Annotated in this window: 24 protein-coding genes; 14 read left to right on the forward strand and 10 right to left on the reverse strand. The window is 26.1% G+C overall.

The annotated features are described in order from the left end of the window. Positions 1-373 precede the first annotated feature (373 nt). Genes Q3223_RS04380 through clpB form a run of 3 tightly spaced genes read left to right on the forward strand, consistent with a single transcriptional unit; the run spans position 374 to position 3962 of the window. Complete coding sequence (locus Q3223_RS04380) at positions 374-718, forward strand: replication/maintenance protein RepL (RefSeq protein WP_054270477.1); 345 nt, start codon at positions 374-376, stop codon at positions 716-718. Between the two features lie 16 nt (positions 719-734). After that, on the forward strand, positions 735-1331 hold the full coding sequence (locus tag Q3223_RS04385) for a hypothetical protein (RefSeq protein ID WP_054270476.1): 597 nt from the start codon (positions 735-737) through the stop codon (positions 1329-1331). Positions 1332-1367: 36 nt separating this feature from the next. Next, entirely contained in the window at positions 1368-3962 is a 2595-nt protein-coding gene (clpB, locus tag Q3223_RS04390; RefSeq protein ID WP_054270475.1) for an ATP-dependent chaperone ClpB, read from the forward strand. Between the two features lie 218 nt (positions 3963-4180). Here clpB and Q3223_RS04395 read toward each other — a convergent pair whose 3' ends face one another. Beyond that, on the reverse strand, positions 4181-5605 hold the full coding sequence (locus Q3223_RS04395; protein ID WP_407811679.1) for an MFS transporter: 1425 nt from the start codon (positions 5603-5605) through the stop codon (positions 4181-4183). A 141-nt stretch (positions 5606-5746) separates the two neighbouring features. Here Q3223_RS04395 and Q3223_RS04400 point away from each other — a divergent pair, with 141 nt between their 5' ends. From Q3223_RS04400 to Q3223_RS04410, 3 genes are all read left to right on the forward strand, one after another. After that, the gene (locus tag Q3223_RS04400) at positions 5747-6643 is read left to right on the forward strand and encodes an AraC family transcriptional regulator (protein ID WP_167640970.1); all 897 of its coding nucleotides are present in this window, start codon (positions 5747-5749) and stop codon (positions 6641-6643) included. Positions 6644-6782: 139 nt separating this feature from the next. Continuing rightward, on the forward strand, positions 6783-7253 hold the full coding sequence (locus Q3223_RS04405; protein ID WP_054270472.1) for a methylated-DNA--[protein]-cysteine S-methyltransferase: 471 nt from the start codon (positions 6783-6785) through the stop codon (positions 7251-7253). A gap of 376 nt (positions 7254-7629) precedes the next feature. Further along, a complete protein-coding gene (locus tag Q3223_RS04410; RefSeq protein ID WP_065388392.1) occupies positions 7630-7770 on the forward strand; it encodes a hypothetical protein in 141 nt (46 codons plus the stop codon). Here the strand turns inward: Q3223_RS04410 and Q3223_RS04415 are convergent. Continuing rightward, positions 7767-8138 carry a helix-turn-helix domain-containing protein gene (locus Q3223_RS04415; protein WP_054270470.1) on the reverse strand — a complete coding sequence of 124 codons (372 nt, stop codon included), beginning with the start codon at positions 8136-8138 and terminating at the stop codon, positions 7767-7769. The two genes, Q3223_RS04410 and Q3223_RS04415, sit on opposite strands and share 4 nt — an antisense overlap. A 391-nt stretch (positions 8139-8529) precedes the next feature. Between Q3223_RS04415 and Q3223_RS04420 the strand changes: the two genes are divergently transcribed. Further along, on the forward strand, positions 8530-8784 hold the full coding sequence (locus Q3223_RS04420) for a hypothetical protein (RefSeq protein ID WP_054270469.1): 255 nt from the start codon (positions 8530-8532) through the stop codon (positions 8782-8784). 116 nt (positions 8785-8900) lie between these two features. On the opposite strand, the gene Q3223_RS04425 is transcribed toward Q3223_RS04420, so the two are convergent. Further along, complete coding sequence (locus tag Q3223_RS04425) at positions 8901-9578, reverse strand: VanZ family protein (protein WP_222153466.1); 678 nt, start codon at positions 9576-9578, stop codon at positions 8901-8903. A gap of 262 nt (positions 9579-9840) precedes the next feature. On the opposite strand from Q3223_RS04425, the gene Q3223_RS04430 reads away from it, so the two are divergent. The 4 genes from Q3223_RS04430 to Q3223_RS04445 all read left to right on the forward strand — a co-directional run bounded on the left by Q3223_RS04430 (position 9841) and on the right by Q3223_RS04445 (position 14547). Beyond that, positions 9841-10140, forward strand: coding sequence for a hypothetical protein (locus Q3223_RS04430; RefSeq protein ID WP_407811680.1), 300 nt, complete (start codon positions 9841-9843; stop codon positions 10138-10140). 528 nt (positions 10141-10668) lie between these two features. Further along, positions 10669-12324 carry a dihydroxy-acid dehydratase gene (gene ilvD, locus Q3223_RS04435; RefSeq protein ID WP_219673942.1) on the forward strand — a complete coding sequence of 552 codons (1656 nt, stop codon included), beginning with the start codon at positions 10669-10671 and terminating at the stop codon, positions 12322-12324. A gap of 335 nt (positions 12325-12659) precedes the next feature. After that, positions 12660-13598, forward strand: a complete 939-nt coding sequence (locus tag Q3223_RS04440) for a S8 family peptidase (RefSeq protein ID WP_054270465.1) — start codon at positions 12660-12662, stop codon at positions 13596-13598. Positions 13599-14118: 520 nt separating this feature from the next. Continuing rightward, positions 14119-14547: a flavodoxin gene (locus Q3223_RS04445; protein WP_231300830.1), complete on the forward strand. Its 429-nt coding sequence runs from the start codon at positions 14119-14121 to the stop codon at positions 14545-14547. Between the two features lie 146 nt (positions 14548-14693). Here the strand turns inward: Q3223_RS04445 and Q3223_RS04450 are convergent, their stop codons facing one another. Both Q3223_RS04450 and Q3223_RS04455 read right to left on the reverse strand, forming a co-directional pair. Next, positions 14694-15095, reverse strand: coding sequence for an aldolase/citrate lyase family protein (locus tag Q3223_RS04450; protein ID WP_231300831.1), 402 nt, complete (start codon positions 15093-15095; stop codon positions 14694-14696). Continuing rightward, positions 15073-15489, reverse strand: a complete 417-nt coding sequence (locus Q3223_RS04455; protein WP_231300832.1) for an aldolase/citrate lyase family protein — start codon at positions 15487-15489, stop codon at positions 15073-15075. Before Q3223_RS04455 ends, Q3223_RS04450 begins: the two co-directional genes overlap by 23 nt. A gap of 203 nt (positions 15490-15692) precedes the next feature. Between Q3223_RS04455 and Q3223_RS04460 the strand changes: the two genes are divergently transcribed. From Q3223_RS04460 to Q3223_RS04470, 3 genes are all read left to right on the forward strand, one after another. After that, positions 15693-16007 (forward strand): MerR family transcriptional regulator, encoded by a 315-nt coding sequence (locus Q3223_RS04460; protein WP_223195911.1) that lies wholly within the window; start codon positions 15693-15695, stop codon positions 16005-16007. A 299-nt stretch (positions 16008-16306) separates the two neighbouring features. Next, positions 16307-16669 carry a metal-dependent transcriptional regulator gene (locus tag Q3223_RS04465; RefSeq protein WP_223195909.1) on the forward strand — a complete coding sequence of 121 codons (363 nt, stop codon included), beginning with the start codon at positions 16307-16309 and terminating at the stop codon, positions 16667-16669. An 11-nt stretch (positions 16670-16680) separates the two neighbouring features. Continuing rightward, positions 16681-18336, forward strand: a complete 1656-nt coding sequence (locus Q3223_RS04470) for a helix-turn-helix domain-containing protein (RefSeq protein WP_223195910.1) — start codon at positions 16681-16683, stop codon at positions 18334-18336. 201 nt (positions 18337-18537) lie between these two features. On the opposite strand, the gene Q3223_RS04475 is transcribed toward Q3223_RS04470, so the two are convergent. The 5 genes from Q3223_RS04475 to Q3223_RS04495 all read right to left on the reverse strand — a co-directional run bounded on the left by Q3223_RS04475 (position 18538) and on the right by Q3223_RS04495 (position 22362). After that, positions 18538-19668 (reverse strand): tyrosine-type recombinase/integrase, encoded by a 1131-nt coding sequence (locus Q3223_RS04475; RefSeq protein ID WP_407811681.1) that lies wholly within the window; start codon positions 19666-19668, stop codon positions 18538-18540. Between the two features lie 238 nt (positions 19669-19906). Next, positions 19907-20413 (reverse strand): ImmA/IrrE family metallo-endopeptidase, encoded by a 507-nt coding sequence (locus tag Q3223_RS04480; RefSeq protein WP_243193373.1) that lies wholly within the window; start codon positions 20411-20413, stop codon positions 19907-19909. 75 nt (positions 20414-20488) lie between these two features. Next, the gene (locus Q3223_RS04485) at positions 20489-21100 is read right to left on the reverse strand and encodes a helix-turn-helix domain-containing protein (RefSeq protein ID WP_407811682.1); all 612 of its coding nucleotides are present in this window, start codon (positions 21098-21100) and stop codon (positions 20489-20491) included. A 55-nt stretch (positions 21101-21155) separates the two neighbouring features. Further along, positions 21156-21719, reverse strand: coding sequence for a helix-turn-helix domain-containing protein (locus tag Q3223_RS04490; protein ID WP_407811683.1), 564 nt, complete (start codon positions 21717-21719; stop codon positions 21156-21158). A 97-nt stretch (positions 21720-21816) separates the two neighbouring features. Then, the gene (locus Q3223_RS04495) at positions 21817-22362 is read right to left on the reverse strand and encodes a helix-turn-helix domain-containing protein (protein WP_407811684.1); all 546 of its coding nucleotides are present in this window, start codon (positions 22360-22362) and stop codon (positions 21817-21819) included. Positions 22363-22539 lie beyond the last annotated feature (177 nt).

Raw genomic sequence — 22539 nt, forward strand, 5'->3', positions numbered from 1 at the left:
TATATATATAATATGTCAACTGTTTTTAGAAAAAAAGGAATTTGAAATATATATATTTGAAAAAAGTATTTTATAAGATACTAGTTTTTTTTGATGTATTAAAATTTTAAAAAAAATTTATAAATATTGTTCTAAAATGTTACCAATAAATTGGAAATGCTAATTTAAAAACGTAATAAAGTTTAGCTTATAGGTAAACAAAAGTTTAGTATAGAGCTAAACTTCTTGCATTCTTACTTTTGACATACATATTTTTTTGTAATATATTTATATTATCAATTAGAGGTAAGGAGAGTGATAAGAGATATTTAATTTAGATAAGACATTAAAAAAAGACCTAAATCAGGAATATACAGAGAGTAAAGATTTAGTTATGAATAAAAGTAAATATATGAATATTTGCTTTAAAAATTATATTAAAGTAGTAGAAGGAATGTATACTAAAAGAGATTTAATTCCATTAAAATTAATAAACTCTATGGATAAAAATAATAAGATTAGAAAAACACTACATGAATTATCTTGTGAACTTGAATATCCAAAAACTTCTTTATCTTCATTGTTTACAGAATTGAAAAAAATGGATTTTTTACAGAGAGTGAAAAATGGGGAGTATATGATAAATCCACATATAGCTTATAAAGGTAGTAGAGCTGATAAAGAAAGTTTATTAGCAGAATATAATGAGATAAAAAGACCTAGTAAGGTTAGTAAATAAGGAAGAAGGTTTTTATATGAGTTTAAAACTTGATAGAAATGTTCTACAGTGGTTTGATTATGTATTTGAGAATGAAAAAACTAGTTTAAGACACTACAATTTTGATTGTACACTAAAAGAGATTAGTCGTGCTAGTTTAAATAGAGTAGCTTTTATATTAGAAAAAAATAATTCTAGGTACTGGAAGCTTTATTTTGAAATACCAGCCGAAGTCACTTTAAAACTTAAACAAAACATTCATCCTTTATTTAGGGAGTATATATATGAACAAATATCACTGTATAACGATAATCAAATTTACAATTTTGTAAATTCAAACATATTAAAAGTGTTTAACAATATTGCTATTTATCAATATAATATTTTAGAAAATCTATATACTATTGATTTTAGAAAGAGTTTTATAGATAAATGTCAATATTTATTAATTGGTGAAAAAAGACTTATAGATGAAGATTTATACTTAAGGGCAAAATCAAAAGAAGTATTTGATTTTTTTAATTCAGATGAAACTTTTAATCTAACGTTAAGTTTTGACATGCAAAAAAATGAGAATTTACTCGATAGTCTTTTGGAGCTTAGGAAATCAATAATCATAAATGAGAGAATTTAATTTATTTGGATATAATATTAAAATGGAGGGATTTATATGGACGTAGAAAAAATGACTTTAAGAGTTCAAAAAAGTTTAAATGAGGCTTATAATGAAGCAGTAAAAAATCACAACCAACAAGTAGATGTAATTCATCTTTTCTCAGCACTTATTAACCAAGAAGATGGATTAATACCAAATATAATCGAAAAAATGAATATATCAATTGATTCTTTGAGAAATACTGTAAATTCTGAACTGGATAAGCTTCCAAAAGTATATGGAGAAGGCGCTGACTCACAAGGAGTATCAGCTACTAGAAAAATAAATGAAGTACTTATAAAGGCAGAGAGTATTTCTAAAGAATTTAAAGATTCATATATAAGTGTAGAGCATGTCATGCTTGCAATGATGGAAACAGAATCAAAATCAATTGTTGGTAAAATATTAAAACAATATAATATAAATAAAAATGACTTTTTAAATGTTTTATCACAAGTTAGAGGGAGCCAAAGAGTAGAAACACAAGACCCAGAAGGGACATATGATGCACTTGCTAGATATGGAACAAACCTAGTAGATTTAGCTAAGAAAAATAAATTAGACCCTGTAATTGGAAGAGATGAAGAAATAAGAAGAATTATAAGAATTTTATCAAGAAGAACTAAAAATAATCCTGTATTAATTGGTGAGCCAGGTGTAGGTAAAACTGCAATTGTTGAAGGATTAGCAGAGAGAATTGTAAGAGGTGATGTACCAGAAGGATTAAAAGACAAAATTGTATTTTCCCTTGATATGGGAGCATTAATTGCTGGGGCAAAGTATAGAGGTGAATTTGAAGAAAGATTAAAGGCAGTTTTAAAAGAAGTTCAAAGTTCTGATGGAAAGATTATATTATTTATAGATGAAATTCATACTATAGTTGGAGCTGGTAAGACAGAAGGTTCAATGGATGCAGGTAATCTTATTAAGCCTATGCTTGCAAGAGGTGAATTAAATTGTATTGGTGCAACTACTTTTGATGAATATAGAAAATATATAGAAAAAGATAAGGCACTTGAAAGACGTTTTCAGCCTGTAATTGCAGAAGAACCTACTGTTGAAGATACAATATCTATACTTAGAGGTTTAAAAGAAAGATTTGAGATACACCATGGAGTAAGAATACATGATAATGCTATTGTAGCAGCAGCAAAACTTTCTCATAGATATATACAAGATAGATTTTTACCAGACAAAGCAATTGATTTAATTGATGAAGCAGGAGCTATGATTCGTAGTGAAATAGATTCGTTACCAACAGAATTGGATGTTGTAAGAAGAAAGTTATTTATGCTAGAAACTGAAAGAGAAGCATTACTTAAAGAAAATGATGATAAGAGTAAATCAAGATTGGATGATATTCAAAAGGAAATAGCGGAATTAAAATCTAAAAATGATGAAATGACTGCTAAATACGAAAAAGAAAAGAGTCAAATATTAGATATTAAAAACTTAAAATCTCAATTGGATGAAGCTAAAGGTAAAGCTGAAAAATATGAGAGAGAATATGATTTCAATAAAGCAGCAGAGGTTAAGTATGGTGAAATACCTAAATTAGAAGAACAAATAAAGAACTATGAAGAAAGTATGAAAGATGGTTCTGAAAATTCACTTTTAAAGGAAGAAGTTACTGAAGAAGAAATATCTAGTATTGTATCAAAATGGACAGGTATACCGGTAACTAAACTAGTTGAAGGTGAAAGAGAAAAATTACTTAAACTAGAAGAAGAGCTTCACAAAAGGGTTATAGGGCAAGATGAAGCAGTTACAGCGGTTTCAAATGCAGTAATACGTGCAAGAGCTGGTCTAAAAGATGAAAGAAAGCCAATTGGTTCATTTATTTTCTTAGGACCTACAGGTGTTGGTAAAACTGAGCTTGCAAAAACTCTTGCTAGAAATTTATTTGATAGTGAAGATAATATAATTAGAATTGATATGTCTGAATACATGGAAAAACATGCTGTATCGAGATTAGTTGGACCTCCTCCAGGATATGTAGGATATGAGGAAGGAGGACAACTTACAGAAGCAGTTAGACGTGCTCCTTATTCTGTAATACTATTTGATGAGATAGAAAAAGCACATGAGGATGTATTTAACATGTTCTTACAAATATTGGATGATGGTAGACTTACTGATAATAAGGGTAAAACTGTGGACTTCAAAAATACTCTTATAATAATGACTTCTAATATAGGAAGCAATTATCTATTAGAAGCAGGAGGAAATATAACAGAGACTACTAACAGCTTAGTAATGAATGAAATGAAACACAGATTTAAACCTGAGTTTTTAAATAGAGTAGATGACATTATAATGTTCAAGCCTCTAGACCAAGAAAATATCAAGAAAATTATAGATATATTTATGACAGATTTAAAAAATAGATTAAAAGAAAAAGATATTACTATTGAGGTTACAGATTCAGCTAAAGATGTTATGGTGAGAGAGGGTTATGACCCTGTATATGGAGCAAGACCACTTAAGAGATATATAGGAAATACATTAGAAACTGTAATTGCAAAGAAACTTATTGCTGGAGAAGTATATGATGGATGTACTATAGTTATAGATGGAAAAGATGAAAATATTGAAGTTTTAGTTAAATAATTAAAAAAGAAGCAGGGTATAATTATGTTAAAGATTTTACCCTGTTTCTTTTTGATTTATAAACTATAATAAAATATATGTTTTGTCAAACTAATAAAAATACTTTTAAATCAATATATTAAAACTAATCTGATTCAAAGTCAGTATTTTAATAAGTTCTCTATGATATATTCATAGTTCTAAGATACTTATAACTTTAAGATAATTGTAAAAAACTATTATTCATTTTTATTATACTTAAATAAATAAAAGCCAATTAATAGTGCCCCTATTAGGCAAAGAAGTGTAATAATAATATAAACATTTCTCATTCCAAATACAAATATTTTATCATTATCAATTATATAGTCGTTAACCCTATACCCAGCCTTAATACTCATAAAATTATATAAAAGTGTTGTAGAAATGGTAATACCTATAACTTGACCTAAATTTCTTACAAGAGAATTTATACTTCCGACAACTCCCAACTTACTTTTGGGGCAATTTGACATTATCAAAGCATTATTGGCAGGTTGAAACACAGATTGTCCTATTGATATTATTGATACAGAAATCACGAATAAAATAAGGATAGAACTCTCTTTTAATCTTGACATTAAGAAAAATCCAAAGCTCATAAAAATAAGACCAATTAAAATAATTTTTTCTGACTTAATTTTATCTGATATATTCCCAAATATCGGTGAAAAAATGGCTAAAATCAAAGGGGATAATATCATAAATAAACCTGCTTGAATTGGGGAAAGTTTCATAGTATTTTGTAAATAAAATGGAATTAAAATACTAGATGATGCAATACAAATGAATGATGTAAGAGCACAAACTAAATTCAATGAAAATTTTAAGTTTCTAAAAATTTCAAGGTCAAGAAGTGGTTGAGGATGATTTTTTTCTAATATCAAAAATAATATAATAAAAATAATTGATAGTAATAGTGTAATTAATATATATGGATTTAGTAATCCCGTTTGTTGAGCAATAATTAGAGCACTAAAAAATAATGTTGTTCCTAAGAATTGAAGTATAGCACCAGCCTTATCCATTTTTTCTGAAGTTATTTTACTGTCTGGGAGAAATTTTGTATTTAAAAATATTACAATAATACCTATTGGAATGTTTATAAAGAATATAAAGTTCCAATTAAACATTGATAAAATAAATCCTCCTATAGATGGTCCGACCATATTGCCAATAGCAACAGCAGTAACCAAAATTCCTAGAGCTTTACCTCTACTTTCCTTTGGAAATAACTCTGTAATGATTCCATGATTGTTTGCCATGTAAGCAGAAGCACCTATTCCTTGAATAAAACGGCAAATTATAAGTAAAGTTAAAGAATTACTTAATCCACACAATAATGAAGCTGTTGTAAAAAGAATAGTGCCTGCTTGAAATATTCTAGGTTTACCAATGATATCTCCAAGTCTTCCGAAAAATAATAGTGTTGAACAAATAATAATTGAATAACTTGCTATTATCCATTCAATGGATGATAGAGAGACATTTAATTCACTTGCAAGAACAGGAAGTGCTACATTTATAATACTAGAATCTAATGTTGCCATAAAAGTCATTGCAATAACTACAAATAAAACTGTTATACTTTTTTTGTTTTCACTTTCTTTAAAAAATTTTGTCATTTTTATTACCTCCTTATTATAATTACTAGTATTATTTTAATGTTTACAATAATAATTACATTTTATATAATATCGATATGAAATAATGAATACAACAACGATATTGCTTATAATTAGCACTATTTTGATAAGAGGTAAATAATGAATGATAAAAACAAATATTTTGACAGAAAAAGTCAAGAAAGTTTCATAGATATTTTTTTAAAAGAGGATATTAAAAAGGGAGAAAATTTTAAAAGACATTGGCATGAGCATCTACAAATATATTATTTTGTTGATGGTATAGCATACTTAGAATGTGGCTTGAGTAATTTTAAAGTAGTATCTGGAAATATTGCAATAGCAAATAGTAATGAATTACATTATTTAGAAAGTCTATCAGATAATCTAAAATTTTATACTATTCGTATTGAACCTAGTTTTCTTTTTAGTAATCAAGTTGATTTGTTACAAACTAAGTACTTAGCACCAATAACTCTAAATCGTATTGTATTTAAGAATTTAATTCAAAACGATTTTTTTATTTTAAAATATATTAAAGATATACTTGACGAATATGACAATAAAGAAATTGGATATGAGTTATCTATAAAAGCTAATATTTATCAATTTATAGTATTTTTGTTAAGAAATCATGTTGACAAAATCTTTTCTGAAGAAGAATTTATAGAAAGAAAATATTCTTTAGAAAAATTTGAAGGTGTATTTGATTTGATAGAAGAAAAATACATGGATAAAATCACATTAAAAGAACTTGCTGGCAATATGAATTTGAGCACACACCATTTTTGTAGAACATTCAAACAAATAACTGGTAAGACTACAACTGATTATATAAATGGAGTAAGACTTGATAAGGCTATATATTATTTAAAACAAACAGATTTAAATATGACAGAAATTGCTATGAGATGTGGTTTTGATAGTATAAATTATTTTAGTCGTTTATTTAAAAAGAATTATGATATATCTCCAACTAAATATAGACATGAACATAGAGATGCTTGCAGTATTCTCTTAAAAAATAATAACGAATAACTTATAAATATACTTTATAGAAAGTATAGTATTTCAAGTTTTTGAGTTTTTATAAAGATTGATAAAATATATGATATAAAAGAGTAAAATTATTAATAAAATTAAAGTTATAAATGAATATGAAAGGATATTGTACCTAATGAAAAATATTTTTTATTATGAAACTAAAATTGGTAAAATAGGAATAGCAGAAAAAAATAGTTGTATTACAAATCTGTTTTTTGACACATCTAGCTTAGATTCTAAAGAATATTTAGTCAAAGAAACCAAAATTATAATAGAAGCAAATAAACAACTAAAAGAATATTTAGATGGAAATAGAAAAGAGTTTGATTTACCTTTAGAGTTGTCTGGAAGTGAGTTTATGAGAAAAGTTTGGAATGAACTTTGTAAAATTCCATATGGAGAAACAATGACTTATATAGAACTAGCAAACATAATTAATAATCCTAAAGCATACAGAGCAGTAGGGATGGCAAATAGCAAAAATCCTATTTCTATCTTTATACCTTGTCATAGACTAATAGGTTCTAATGGCAGTTTAAGAGGTTATCTAGGAGGAATAAAGGTAAAGGAATATTTGTTGAAACTTGAAAAAGATAATAAATAATACATGCAAAGTAAAAGTTTAAAGACAATGATTATTAGAGAAAAGTTAAATTCTATCTAAAAAACTACAATAAGTTAAATGAATATAAAAATTTTATATATTTATAAAAAGTTTTATAATAAAAAATATCTTAAAAAATATATAAAAATGTAAAAAATATACAAGATTCTACAATAATAGATTTTTTTGTTATTATTACGAGTTTTTTATTGCATCTGTAGAATAAAAGTATTATTATATAGTTAAGATAATTATCTAGGAAAATTTTGGATGATTATAACATATTTTATAAAATATAAATACATAAACTTTATTAAAAAATTGTTGGAATTTCTGACTAACATTAAGAACGTAAGTTTGCTGGGGGATGGTGTATGTGGAAAAATCAAATACTACTGTTACAAGAAAAGAAAAAATTGAAGATACAGGAATGAAATTAGATTATTTATTGAGTGAAGATATTACTTTTTATGAATTATTACTTGAGGTTTTGAATAAAGAAAAAGAAGAGAATTAATTCTCTTCTTTGAGAAATCTTTTTAGATAAGCATTATCAATCATTTTTTCTATAGCTTCTCTATCTTCTTTTTCAAGTGAATATATTTTTTCTAATAGTTTTTTTGTTTTTTCACTGACTGATAAGTTTTCTATGATTAATTTATCTTCTTTACTCATCTTTGTACTTTCATTTACACCCAGTAAATAATCAGTGGATGTTTTCAGTTCTTTTGCCAATCTTACTATAATTTCACTTTTAGGTTCTCGTAAATTATTTTCATAACGTGATAAACTCGCCTCAGTTATACCGACTTTAGTAGCAAGTTCTTTTTGATTTATATCCAATTCTTTTCGTAAATTTGCTATTCTATCTCCTAAACTTTCCATATGTACATCACTCCTTACCGAAATTATAAGTTATTTTTATAAAAAGTAAAATAAAATTACCAAAAATATAAAAAAAAAAGATTAAAATAATAAAATATATTGAAAATTACCATTTGTATATGTATAATATGAATTATACAAATGGTAATTGATAAAGAGGTGATATTCTGAAAATAGAACATAAATAAGTAATAAATATATACTATCTAGATACATTTTATTTAAATATAAATAAATATTTTAACAATGAAATTACCAAATGTATAAAACGATGCTATAGTATAAATAGTTTGATGTTTCAATAAATTTAAATGTTTAAATATACTAGAAATAAATTATATGATATTGCTTCTTATAAATTAAAATAAGTTGAGTAGATGGAGGAATTAATGTGATAATAATTAGAAGTCAAGATAAAACTGATTTAATGCAAGTTAATCAAATTAAAATAAATGATAGTCGAATTTATGTAGTATTTGAAAATCTTAATACTAAAAAAATAGGAACTTATGAAAGCAATGCAAGAGCTATACAAGTGTTGGATAATATACAAAGTTTTATTGAGAATGGAACAAAATATGATTATATAACATCTAACAAAGTTAGATATAATATTAATAAAATATTTCAGATGCCAATTAAATAGTGAATGTGTATTTTATGTTTAAGAATGGAAGCCTTCTTTCCTTATATAGAATATAGAAAAGAAGGCTTTACATCTTTATGAATATTGAAATATTTTTGTTTTTTTATTTAGATTATTCAATAGTATATTAAGGACCAATTAAATAACAAGAATTCTCCTAAAACAGTCAATATTAAATATATGATAGCTTCATTTTTATAAAGAGGGGTAGTTTTTTTATTTATTTCATCATCGATTGTAATAGCAATTTCATCTTGAATGATATTTTTACATATCGGTGCTAAAATAGTATTTTTCTTCATCAAATTAAATAACTTATTTACACATATCCATATTAAATATCCTAAAATAGCTCCTAATGTATTCATCATTAAATCGTCAATATCTGTAGTTCTAAGATTAAATAATTGACAAAATTCAATTGATAATGAGAAACCTAATCCAGTTATTGATACATTAATAATATTTCTAAATTCCTTCCAAATTAAAGGAAGTAAAAATCCTAAAGGCATAAACATAATTATATTTAAAATATATGTTAAAGCACCAACTGAGCTAAATGGTATTAGATTTATTTCATTAAATCTAATAATTTCTCTATACCTTCCTATATCCCAGATGCTACCAATACCAGCTTTACTAAGTGCTAAGTAAATATATAGTAAAAAGATATATACCCATACTAAATGTATTACTACATTCTTTTCACATTTCAAGTTTTTTCTTTTGATAACAATTATTTGATATATCAAGCATGGTAGTATAGCGCAAAGAAATGAATAAAGTATCCACATAATTGTATTTTATCTCCTTTCAAAATTTATGTTTTAGCTATATAACTACTATATTTATATTAAGCTTTAAGTTTTAAAAATCTTTTAATAAAATCTTACAAATTTATTAATTTATAAAAATATCTTATTAATCTTAATAAAGCATAGAAAACCAAAGTTCCTATACTTATATATGGATGTTTAAAAAATTTTATCATATGCATAAATATTATAAATATATGGAAATAATAATAGTATATTTTGGTAAAATAGGAGGGATTCTATGAAATGGATTAAATGGTATAGTATTACATGTATATGTATTTTTATATTTGTAGCTTTTTGGATGCTAATATTTCCTAGTGAAGTAAAATCGATTGACACTTCATCTGCATATAATTTTGTTGAAAAAAAGGTTCCAAAAAGTGCAGTATATCAAGGATATAAGCAGAACCCAATCAATGGTACTACTACAATTTATTATAATTGTAATGATTCAACACATATAGTTAAATTGTCACATCCAGAAGATTATTCAAGAGAGATTAATTGGAATAAAGTTTCAAATATTAGATTTGATTAATAAAAAAGTATCTAAAAAATACAAATACTAAAGAGTTTAAATATGCAAAACAAAAAGATTTTTTAGAGTGCATATATTTAATATACTTAAAGTAATTCAGTCAATCAAAATGATTGGCTGTTTTCTTTATATGATAAAAGAAGTATAAATCTAATTGGATAACATGATTGTCAGTTTCTTATACTAGAAAAATAAAAATTGTCATCAAAACACATAAAAGCGAAAGTATATATATTCATAGCTTGTAAACAATTGAATTTACTAGATTCTAATAAAACAGAAAATACTGATATTTATCTATTAAGATTATTTATTCTGTTTCATAGAATAAATAATCTTACTATATGATTTTCAAAATTTATTAAAAATATAATTATATAATCCAATTGTGTAATATATTTATAGTAAATTGTAATAATTTTGCATTAGTAGATACTAATATTTTTTAGATTTTTCGTAATTAATTAATAGAAAAATGTATTATAATAATATTATGAAAATTTAAAAAAGTGGGAAAGAGGTAATATTATGAGAAGTGATATAAAAAAAGGAATAGAGGGAGCTCCAAAGAGAGCATTAATGTATGGAATGGGTCTTACTATAGAAGAAATTGAAAGACCTTTAATAGGTATAGTAAATGCACAAAATGAGGTGATTCCTGGTCATCTCCACCTTGATGAAATAGCAGAAGCAGCAAAAACTGGTGTTAGAATGAGTGGTGGGTTACCATTAGAATTTCCAGCCATAGGAGTATGTGATGGTATAGCCATGGGACATGTTGGAATGAATTATTCACTTGCTTCAAGAGAATTAATAGCAGATTCAATAGAAGCTATGGCTATGGCACATGGTTTTGATGCTTTAGTACTTATACCTAATTGTGATAAGATAGTTCCAGGAATGTTAATGGCTGCTGCAAGACTTAATATACCAAGCGTTGTTGTGAGTGGAGGCCCTATGCTTTCAGGCAGAAAAAATGGAAAAGTGTACGATTTTAACTCTGCTATGGAAGGTGTTGGAGCATGTAAAGATGGAGCAATGAGTGAAGAAGAATTAGAAGAATTAGCTATGAACTCTTGTCCTGGATGTGGTTCATGTTCTGGGCTTTTTACAGCAAATAGCATGAATTGTTTAACAGAAGCATTAGGTATGGGTATTCCATATAATGGTACTGCCGCATCACATTCTGGAGAAAGAAAAAGAATAGCAAAATATGCAGGTATGTATGTTATGGAACTACTTAAAAATGATATAAAACCTAGAGATATTTTAACAGTAGATGCATTTAAAAATGCAATAACTGTGGATATGGCAATGGCTGGTTCTACAAATACAGTACTTCACTTACCTGCAATAGCTTATGAAGCAGGAATAGAACTTAACTTAGACTTTTTTGATGAAATAAGTGAGAAAACTCCTTGTCTAACAAAATTGAGTCCAAGTGGGAAACATCATATTGAAGATTTACATATGGCAGGAGGAATTCCAGCTATAATGAATGAACTTTCTAAGATAGAAGGAATAAACTTAAATTGTAAAACTGTGACAGGGAAGACTATAGGAGAAAATATAAGAAATTGTAAAATAGAAAATGAGGAAGTAATACATACATTAAAAAAACCATATAGTGAACAAGGTGGACTTGCAATCTTGAGAGGAAATCTTGCTACAAACGGAGCTGTTGTAAAAAAATCAGCAGTTGCAGAGGAAATGTTAGTTCATGAAGGGCCAGCAAGAGTTTTTAATTCAGAAGAAGAAGCTGTAAGTGCTATATTTAATAAAAAAATAAATAAAGGCGATGTTATAGTTATAAGATATGAAGGACCAAAAGGAGGTCCAGGAATGAAAGAAATGTTATCTCCTACTTCAGCAGTTGCAGGAATGGGACTTGATAAACATGTTGCACTTCTTACTGATGGTCGTTTTTCAGGAGCAACTAGAGGAGCATCCATAGGTCATATTTCTCCAGAAGCTATGGAAGGAGGTTTAATTGGAATAGTTGAGGAAGGTGATATAATTTCTATCAATATACCAGAAAAAAAATTAGAGTTAAAAGTAAATGAAATAGAAATAGAAAATAGAAGATTAAAATTTATACCTTTAGAGCCTAAAATAAAACATGGGTACTTAAGTAGATATGCTAAACTGGTAACATCAGCAAATACAGGGGCAGTGTTGAAGTAGTAGATTATGTATAAGAGAGTTAAGTAAAAATATAAAAAGGATATCTAAATGTTCCAGTACTAATAAGATATCCTTTTTATCTGATATATAAAAGATTTAAATCATTATAAATATATTGAATTTCTTACGCTTTAGAATATAAGTATAAGTAAATTTTTACTTTTAATATAATTGTCTAAATATTATTTTATATACAATAAAATATGACTCCTAAAAATAAAAAATACATCATAAATATAAATAAGTAGATATAAGTTGTTAATTTGATTTATAAACTTATCATGAAAGCAAATTTATAATATTTATAAGTAATAAAATTTTTAGGAGGATATATAATGAATAAAAGAATGAAACTAATTCCTTATGAAATAAATGAAAATCTAAGAGGAGCAAAGAATAAGTTTCCCTATGGAATAAAACAAATGAATGCCAGAGGAATGTGGGATGAAGGATATACTGGGAAAAATATTTTAATTGGGATAATCGATACAGGCTGTGACAGCTCTCATCCGCTTTTAAAAGGTAAAATAATTGGTGGCGCAAACTTTAGTGATGATAGTAATGGAAATAAAAATATATATGAGGATTTTAATGGACATGGAACTCATGTAGCAGGAATTATAGCTGCATCTAATTATAATAATGAGGTTATGGGTGTAGCTCCAGACTGTAAATTATTAATAGCAAAGGCGTTAAATAAAGATGGTGTTGGGACATATCAAAGTATAATTAATGCTGTTAATTTTGCTATAAATAACAAAGTTGATATTATATCTATGTCTCTTGGAGGAAATAAAGATGACAAAAACTTAAGAAATGTAGTTTTACAAGCAGTAAAGAATAATATTTCTGTAGTGTGTGCAGCAGGAAATAATGGAGATGGAGATTCTAGTACAAGTGAGTATAGTTATCCAGCCAGTTATGCTGAGGTAATAGAAGTAGGTGCAATAAATGAAAACTATTTAGTTGAAAAGTTTAGTAATTCAAATACCACAATAGATTTGGTAGCTCCAGGAAGAAATATTATATCAACTTATATGGATAATAAACTTGCTATTATGAGTGGCACTAGTATGAGTGCACCATATGTATCAGGGTCACTAGCACTAATTAAAGAATGGGCTAGAGAAGAATTTGAGAGAGATTTAGATGAAGCTGAGTTATATGCACAATTAATAAAATGTACAAGAGCACTTGGAATACCTAGAACAGAACAGGGGAATGGGTACCTATATTTAAATCTTTATAAATACAAGAATACTGGAAAAAGATAATTTATAATTTGACAGTAAAATACAGATATTCTATGTAGTTAATGTAAATGTTGACGAGTTTTTAAGTATAGAATTTCATAGAGATAGACGAAAATATAGAGTAATAAAATTTATAGATATGCCAGAGAACTAATAATTATAAAAAATATACAGTATTATAGATAGCGCATCTTAGAAAAGGTGTGTTTTTCTATATATCTGTATAGTCAAAAATTTAAATATAGGAAATACAAGCTAAATTAAGGCTAATATATATGAATATATAAGATGATTTGTAATATAAATAAAATGATATGAAAAATATCCTCATTAAAGATTTAGGTATAAGGAGTAATTTTAAACATAAAAAAATATACAAAATTTAAATGATAAATATTATCAATAACTATTGAATTTCAAACTCAATTATGCTATTCTATATTTAAGAAAATGAAGAGATTTCAAATAAAGAAATCTTTTATTTTTTAGATTCTAGTTAGCTATAGGTAACTATTAATTAAAGATATTATAGGAGGTAAGGATGAGTAAAATATATATTGTTTATTGGAGTGGAACAGGAAATACTGAAAAAATGGCAAAATTTGTAGCTGAAGGAGTGAAGTTAAAAGGTAAAACACCAGAAGTTATAGATGTAAGCTTATTAAAACCAAGTGACTTAAAAGAAGAAAATAAATTTGCATTAGGTTGCCCATCTATGGGAGCAGAACAATTAGAAGAGGGTTATATGGAGCCATTTGTGGCAGAATTAGAATCTATTGTATCAGGTAAGCAGATTGGATTATTTGGTTCATATGGTTGGGGAAATTGTGAATGGATGAGAGAATGGGAAGAACGTATGCAAAATGCTGGTGCGACAATTATAGGTGGTGAAGGAATTACTTCAATGGAAGAACCCGATGAAGAAGCAAAAGATGAATGTGTACAATTAGGTAAAATGTTAGCTGAATAAGTTTATATACTATAGTAATTATATATAACTAATAATAACAACATTATATAATACTAAAAGAGACTAATATTACAATACATAAGAAAATATCCTTAATAAAAATAGATAAAATATTAGTCTCTTTTAGTATAAATCAAATTTATAAATTAATGTCGTTTTTTATCTGGTACAATCTCATCATAGAAAGACAATAATTGTTTGATAACATAAGTTATAAATGTTGTGTCTTGTGCAAAACAGAGCATACTTGCTCCTGTATTAATCCATGTTTCAATACTTTTCTTTTCTATTGAAGGAAAGGTAATAAAGGGCATATTGTATTTTTTACATACTTTAGCAGCTTGAGAAATCATATCTTTTATTTCAATTCTATTCATATCTCCAGAAAATCCCATGTCTAAAGATAAATCACCAGAGCCTAATGCTATAATATCGACACCTTTGACTTGTACTATTTCTTCAATGTTATCATAACCTGCTTTCTGTTCAATTAACATTATTTTTAATGTTTCGTTATTTGCATTTTTAACATAGTCTAAATAACTCATATTTCCATAATAGGAAGCTCTCTGAGGATTGCATCCTCTTATAACCATCTGGAGGATAAGTACAAGCTGATACTGCTTTTTCTGCATCCTGTGCTGTATTAATAAATGGAGAACCTATAATATCTGTTCCCATATCCATTATAGGTTTAACAATGTCAGGATTACTGTTTGCTAATCTAATTAAAGAAGCAGCGCCACCAGCATGTGCAGCTATCATATGTTGCTGAATATCTTTACGGTCCAAAGCACCATGTTCACCTTCAATCCAAACAAAATCATATCCTGATAGACCAATTAATTCACTTACAGATGAATCAGATAGTGAAACTGCCACTCCACACAATACCTTTCCTTTATTTAATTTTTCTTTAATCATAGTTGTGTATTTTTCCATTTATATTATTCCTTTCTTTCGGTAATTTATTTTTACACTTCAAAGAATACAACTTCAACCTAGCTTGAAGTCAATACTTTTTTATTGACTATTGCATAATGGATTTTTATAATGTTCTTATTCATATAAAATTTTATGGAGGAAAAAATATGAAATATTCCATGACTGATGTATCAAAAATAACGAACATTTCTTCATAGGCTATTCGATTTTATGAAGAAAAGGATTTACTACTTCCTATCAGTAGAAAACCAAGTGGTGTTCGTTATTTCTGTGAAGAAGATATAGAGCGTTTGACATTTATAAAAGATTTAAAAAATGCTGGTTTATCTATTAAAGATATCCATGAATGTTTTCATTTTTGTGATATGGGAGACGATACTATAGATAAAAGAATCCAATTTTTCCAACAGTACAAGAAAAACATTAAAAATAAAATACAGGAACTAGAAGATTGTATGGATAAAATAGATGAGAAGATATGTTATTTAAATGAAAAAAAGATGTGTAAAAAATAATTCTTATAAAATAATTAAACTTTTAATTTCTTTAATATAAAGAATAAGTTAGAACTATTTAAGTTTATTGTTTTCAAGACGTATTTTTACATATAATAGAACTATGTTCTATATAGTTATTTCTCTATGTAATAAAAAAGAAAATTATGATAATATATATTAATGTAAGTGGCAAAATATCCTAATTTATAAATATTAGTATTTTTAAATACTATAAGTTTTTGAATATATAGTTATATTTTTCTAATTATTATAATTAAAATATTATAATAGAGTTGTTAAATTTGGAGGCTATTGGAATGTATGAATCAAGAGAAAATTATTTGGAGACAATACTTATTTTAGAAAAGAAGAATGGACTTGTAAAATCTGTTGATATAGCTAAAAAGCTAAATTATAGTAAAGCAAGTGTAAGTAGAGCTATGGGAATCCTAAAAGAATATAGCCTTATTATAATGGAAGTTGATGGTGGCATTATTTTAACTAAAGAAGGTAGAAAAAAAGCAGAGGAAATTTATGAAAAACATATTTTAATCACTAAATTTTTAGCAAATATATTGGGAATTTCATTTGATATAGCTGAGAAAGATGCATGTAGGATAGAACATATTATAAGCAAAGAGACATTTGAAGGGATAAAAAAATATTTAGACAAAAACTAAGAGGTGAGTTTATGGAGTATTTTAGTGAGTCGAATAATGAAGTACAAAAATTTGATTGGGGAGAAGTTACATGGATACATGAACCATCAAAAACACAATTTAATAGGCTTAGTGCTGGAATTGTAAGATTTTTTCCAAAAAACTGCCAAGAAAAACATTTTCATTTAAGTGAAGAACAGCTTTTATATGTAATTCAGGGGGAAGGATTACAAATTATTGATGGTAAAAAGGTCAATATAAAGGAAAAATCAATAGTTTATTGCCCACCATATTCAGAACACGAAATTATAAATACTGGTAAAATTGATTTAGTAATATTAATCACTTATGTCCCTCATAAATTTTCGAGCTTGAAACAACTACCTATAGTATTTTCTGAAAATACTATACAAGAGCTAATTAATGTAAATATAATTGAAAATATTGCAAATCAAATATCTAATATATTGAAACTTAGAATATCTGTATATGACTCAAAACATAAAGAAATATTTGATACTAAAAAAGAAACTAGATTTTGTGATATTTGTAAAAGTATAAAAGTGTGCAATAGAAAACTTGATAAGAGTATAAATGGTGATAATTTTGAAAAAATGTATGAATGTGAGTATGGTATTTCTAGTTTGGAAATACCGATAGTATTAGAAGAAAATATAGTTGGCTTTATAGAGTGTGGTAATTTTATAATATATAAATCTAGTGATACAGATAAAAATTTATCTAAATTGTCAAGTAGTTCAGATATTGATGTAAAATACATAAGTAAAATCTACAATGAACTTTCATTAATTCCAAAGAGTAGACTATATGTGTTAAAAGAAAATTTATTAATGATGTCTGAATTTATTCAGGAAATAGCTAAGAGAAATTTTTTTGAAAATCAACTTAGTATAAAAGATGAGGAGATATTGAAGAATAGAAAGAAAAATATAAAGCTTGAAGAAGCACTTAAAAAAGCAAATATTAAATTGTTAGAAGAAAAGTATATTATCAATCCAATCGATTTATTCAATAATGTTTTACGAGAATATCCTTTTGAATTAGAACTTTCTATAGAGAAAGAAATAAAAGACATGAATTTAGAAGGGATTTATAATCTGATAGATGCTAATAAATTAATGTATAATGATGTTAGAGATATTATTCAAGAAATGATATTTGTATTATCTAGAACAGTGCTTAGAGATTTAGAAGATTTAAAGTTTATATCTTATCTAAGAAATAAATACAATAAAAAAATATCACTTACAAATAGTGATGAAGATTTGTGGGATATATTATTACAATTTTCTGAAGAGTGTATTGATAAGAATAGAGAATTTTGGAAACAAGATAAGAGAGATTTGATTGAAAATGTGAATGAATATATACAAAAATATTATAAAGATAATATAAACTTAAATAGTATAGCGAAGGTATTTTTTATAAGTCCAAATTATTTGAGCTCTATTTTTAATGAAAAAAACCAAGTATCAATAACTGAGTATATAAATCTTCTTAGGATAGAAGAATCTAAGAAATACCTATTAAATATAAATATGAGTATTAGAGAGGTTTGTAAGAAAGTAGGTTTTAATAATAGTAGTTATTTTTCACAAATATTTAAGAAGTTCAATAATATGAGTCCAAATGAGTATAGAAAAAATATGCTAGACGATAGAGATTAGATAGTATTATGTAAGATATAAGTTTTATTGGTTAGATTTATAATTAATATCTTGTATGAATGATATATATTATAAATTCTAAAGTATTGAAATTGCAAAGATATAGCTGATTATATAAAATTGATTATATTGTCTTTTAAAATAGATAAATTAGATTTTGCCACCCATTTGCCACCGTATTATACTTTTGGGTGGCAAACTCTAATTTGTAATTTTTTCAAATATATCTACAGTTTCATTTTTCATTTTATCAGTTACATGTGAATAGGTATCCATTGTAGTTGATAGTTGGCTATGACCCAAACGGTTTTGTATGTCTTTAATGTTAGCTCCATTTTCTAATAATAGGGTAGCATGTGTATGTCTTAAACAATGAAAATGGAAGTCATTGTTTAAAGCTCCTCGAATTTGTTTTACTATAGTGTCTAAAGTGTGGGTGTTTACTTGTTGACCATTTTCTTTAGTACATACCCAGTTGCTATCAAAGTAAAATTCACCATATTTTAATTTCATTTTCTTTTGATGTAGTTTATGTTCTTTTAGTATCCTTATTAAAGTATCTCCTGTAAAGATAGTTCTACAAGAACTTTCTGTTTTTGGTTGGCTTAATTCAAATATTCCATTCTTCTTTTTAATCAGTGTATGTTTTACTGTAATAGTTTTGTTATCAAGATCTATATCATCCCATGTTAATGCAATAATTTCTCCTCTTCTCATGCCAGTATAAAATCCAATTAGTAGGACTATACGCTGAAATGAATCTTGAGGAAATATATTCAGTATTTGATTAAATTCATCTAATGTAATAGTTTTAACTTTGTTAGATTCTGTTTTAGTCTTAGTTTTTGGTATACTTACATATTGCATAGGATTTTCTCGTATATGTTTGTAAGGATAGACTGCTGATTTTAATGACCTATGTAATATGTTTTTTAATACTTGTAATGTATTTTGAGAATAATTCTCTTTGTATTTTTTATTTATGAAGCTTTGTAGTATCGCAGGTGTTAAAGCTTTTACTTTGTAAACTCCTAGTTTTGGTTTTATATGTTTTTCTATATTTATTCTATAGCTTTCTTGTGTGTTGTATTTACAGTTAAGTAAGACATATTCTTTGTACCAAAAATCTAAATAGTCTGATACACTTATGTTGCTTTCTTCAAATACTATACCAGAGTTTTCATATTCATTTAGTGCTTCTCTTAGTGCTTTTTCTGCTTCCTTTTTTGTATTGCCACCAACTCTTTCTACTTTTTTTCTTTTTCCATCTACTATGCCTAGGTCAAAGTAGTAATACCATTTGTTACTTCTTTTTCTTACTCCACCTTTCATAATAGTACCCCCTTTTTTTAGAATGTATGTTTGTTTTATGTTTATATAAAAGAGCAGTTAGTCTGCTCTTTATATACTTTTGTTGTGTACAATATTATTTTAATTTTGTTTATCTTGTTTGCAATGAGCTATTTTCTTAATATTCTTACAATTTTTTTGATTTTATATTTGATTTATTATAGTGATATTGAAATATGTATTTATTAAATGGAAATCTATAAAAGTAGAATGAAATAGTTTAAAAAATATCCTCATATATGTAGAAATTTGGTAAATTAGTTAATACTAAGAATCTATTGTTTCCCAAGTCTAACATATTTTTCTTTCTTGATAGAAATTCTAATCTTTTTAATAAGAATTCAACACTAACTTGTAATTCTTCAGCTATTTCATATACATTTGTTGCATGTGAATTAATAACATGTATTATTTCTTCTTCTGTTATAAGAAATTCACCTGCCCATCTTAGGGCTTTGTCCTCAGTTTTATCTACCAATATTTTGTTTTTGTAACTGTTTTTTGAGGATACATAATTTCCAACACTGGTAAAATGATGTCCTAATTCTTCTGTTAGTATCTCTATTAGCTTAGTATTATTTTGTTTTAATGAATTAAGCAATGATATAATTTTTAACCCTTGCTTGTTTATATACAATCCTTTTATGTCATCTGCTATTTTGTCAGTGTAGTAAATTTCTATTTCTTCATTTTTTGCTAAGTCTAAAAGTGCGTCTAGTTTTTTCATGGAAATCCCCCTATAAAAAGAATGTATTTTTGATTTTTTTATATATAAAGAGCAGGTGTGAACTGCTCTAAATATTTATTTTTTATATCTATCAACTAAAAACTCTATGTAACTATTAATATGTTCTTGAGCTTCTTTAGGTAAACTTTCATAAGATTTAATTATTTTGGATATTTCATCAGTAGTTGTGTAATTTTCAATTGAGGTTTTACCAAGTAGATAATCAACTGACACATTATAGTAATTTGACAGAGAATCTAACATTTCAATTTTAGGTTCTCTAGTTCCATTTTCATATCTACTAATGGATACTTTTGTTGTCATTAAATCTTTAGCAACTTGTTCTTGAGTGAGACCTTTTTTTATTCTTAAATCTTTAAGATTTTTAGAGAGAACTAAATTTAACAGGTGATTTGTAGAATTAGATTTTTCAGATTCTATTCGATTTTCATTTTCTTTTATTTTTCCTAATTTAACTAATAGTTCCTCTAGTGTTAAATTTAATCCAAAACTTATTTTTTCTAGGGAATCCAGTGTAGGTTCAATTGGATTCCCATTTCTAGGGTCTTTACCTTTTTCTATCTTATCAATATAAGTGTGGCTAAGGTCACATAAATCTGAAAAATCTCTAAGAGATAATTTGTTTAGTTTCCTATATTCTTTTATAATTTCTTTTAATGTTTGCATTTAACTTACCTCTTTTAAAATATCTAGTATTATAAAATTATTAAGGTATAAACACTTATTTTTTGTATTTATTAATTAAAAACTCAATATAATCATTAAGTTGTTCTTGAGCTTCTTCTGGTAAATCCTCATGTGGATTAGCTTTATGTGCAGCTACAGTATCTATATCATTTTTTACAATAGACCTACCTAATAAATAATCAGTAGTCACATTAAATATTTCAGCAAGGCTAGATAACATATAAGCATCAGGAACTGTCTTTCCTTGTTCATAATAACCATAAGCACTTTTGGTTAAGTTTAATTTATTTGCAACATCTTCTTGAGTCATATTTTTTTCAGCTCTAAGTTCTTTTAATCTTTTTTGAAATAATGTATTATTACAAGAAGTTTTACTAGAAATACTACTTGCTTTATTATCATACCTACCTATTAAATAATCAACAGTAGTGCCAAAATATTCAGCTAAACTAGATAATATTTCTGGGGTAGGTGTCCTTTTACCCTGTTCATAAAATTCATATGCACTAGTAGTTATGTTAAGATAGTTGGCAATTTCTTTTTGCATTACTCCTTTCTTTTCTCTAAGCAACTTTAATCTATCTGATAAAACACTCATATATTCACCTCTTAAAATGGATTACATTTAATATATATTCTAACCATTTAGTTAATTGATAAGAATATAGATTGATATATTGGCTATCAAGTAACTTTTATTTCTTGTATTTAGTCATTAAAAATTCAATATAATCATTAAGCTGTTCTTGTGCTTCCTCAGGTAAATCCTCATGTGGATTTGCTTTGTGTGCAGCTACAGTATCTATATGATTTCTAACAAGTGTTGTGCCTAAAAGATAATCTGTTGTAACATCAAAATAATGAGCAAGCTTTATAATATCATCACTTTTAGGTGAAATTATATTATTTTCATATTTAGACAATAAATCAGTACTTATTTCTAATTTTTTGCCTAATATATTTAATGCGACACCTTTTTCCTTTATTAATTCTCTTAATCTTTTTGAGAAAATAGGATTTAAAGATTTTACTACTTGATTAGGATTTTTTATGTCTGTTTTACCAAGTAAGTAATCCGTTGATACATCAAAATAATTTGAACAGTCTTCAATAAAAGATTGCTTTGGCTCTCTTAACCCATTTTCAATCCTAGATAGAGTGGATTTATTTACATTTAAATCCATGCTTAATCTATCTAAAGATATTCCTTTTTCTTCTCTCAGTTCTTTTAATCTAAACATATAAAATCATCCTTTATTGTAGTTTTCATTATAGCAACTTTTATTTACATTATAGCAACTTTTTTTGCTATTACAATTAAAATTGCCAAAAAAGCAACAAAAATATTGACTTTTAACATTTTTGTTGCTATTATATAAACAAGAACTTGCTTACATAGCAAAAAGTTAGAGGGTGAA

This window comes from Clostridioides sp. GD02367, from assembly GCF_045900275.1.
Taxonomy (GTDB): domain Bacteria; phylum Bacillota; class Clostridia; order Peptostreptococcales; family Peptostreptococcaceae; genus Clostridioides; species Clostridioides difficile_A.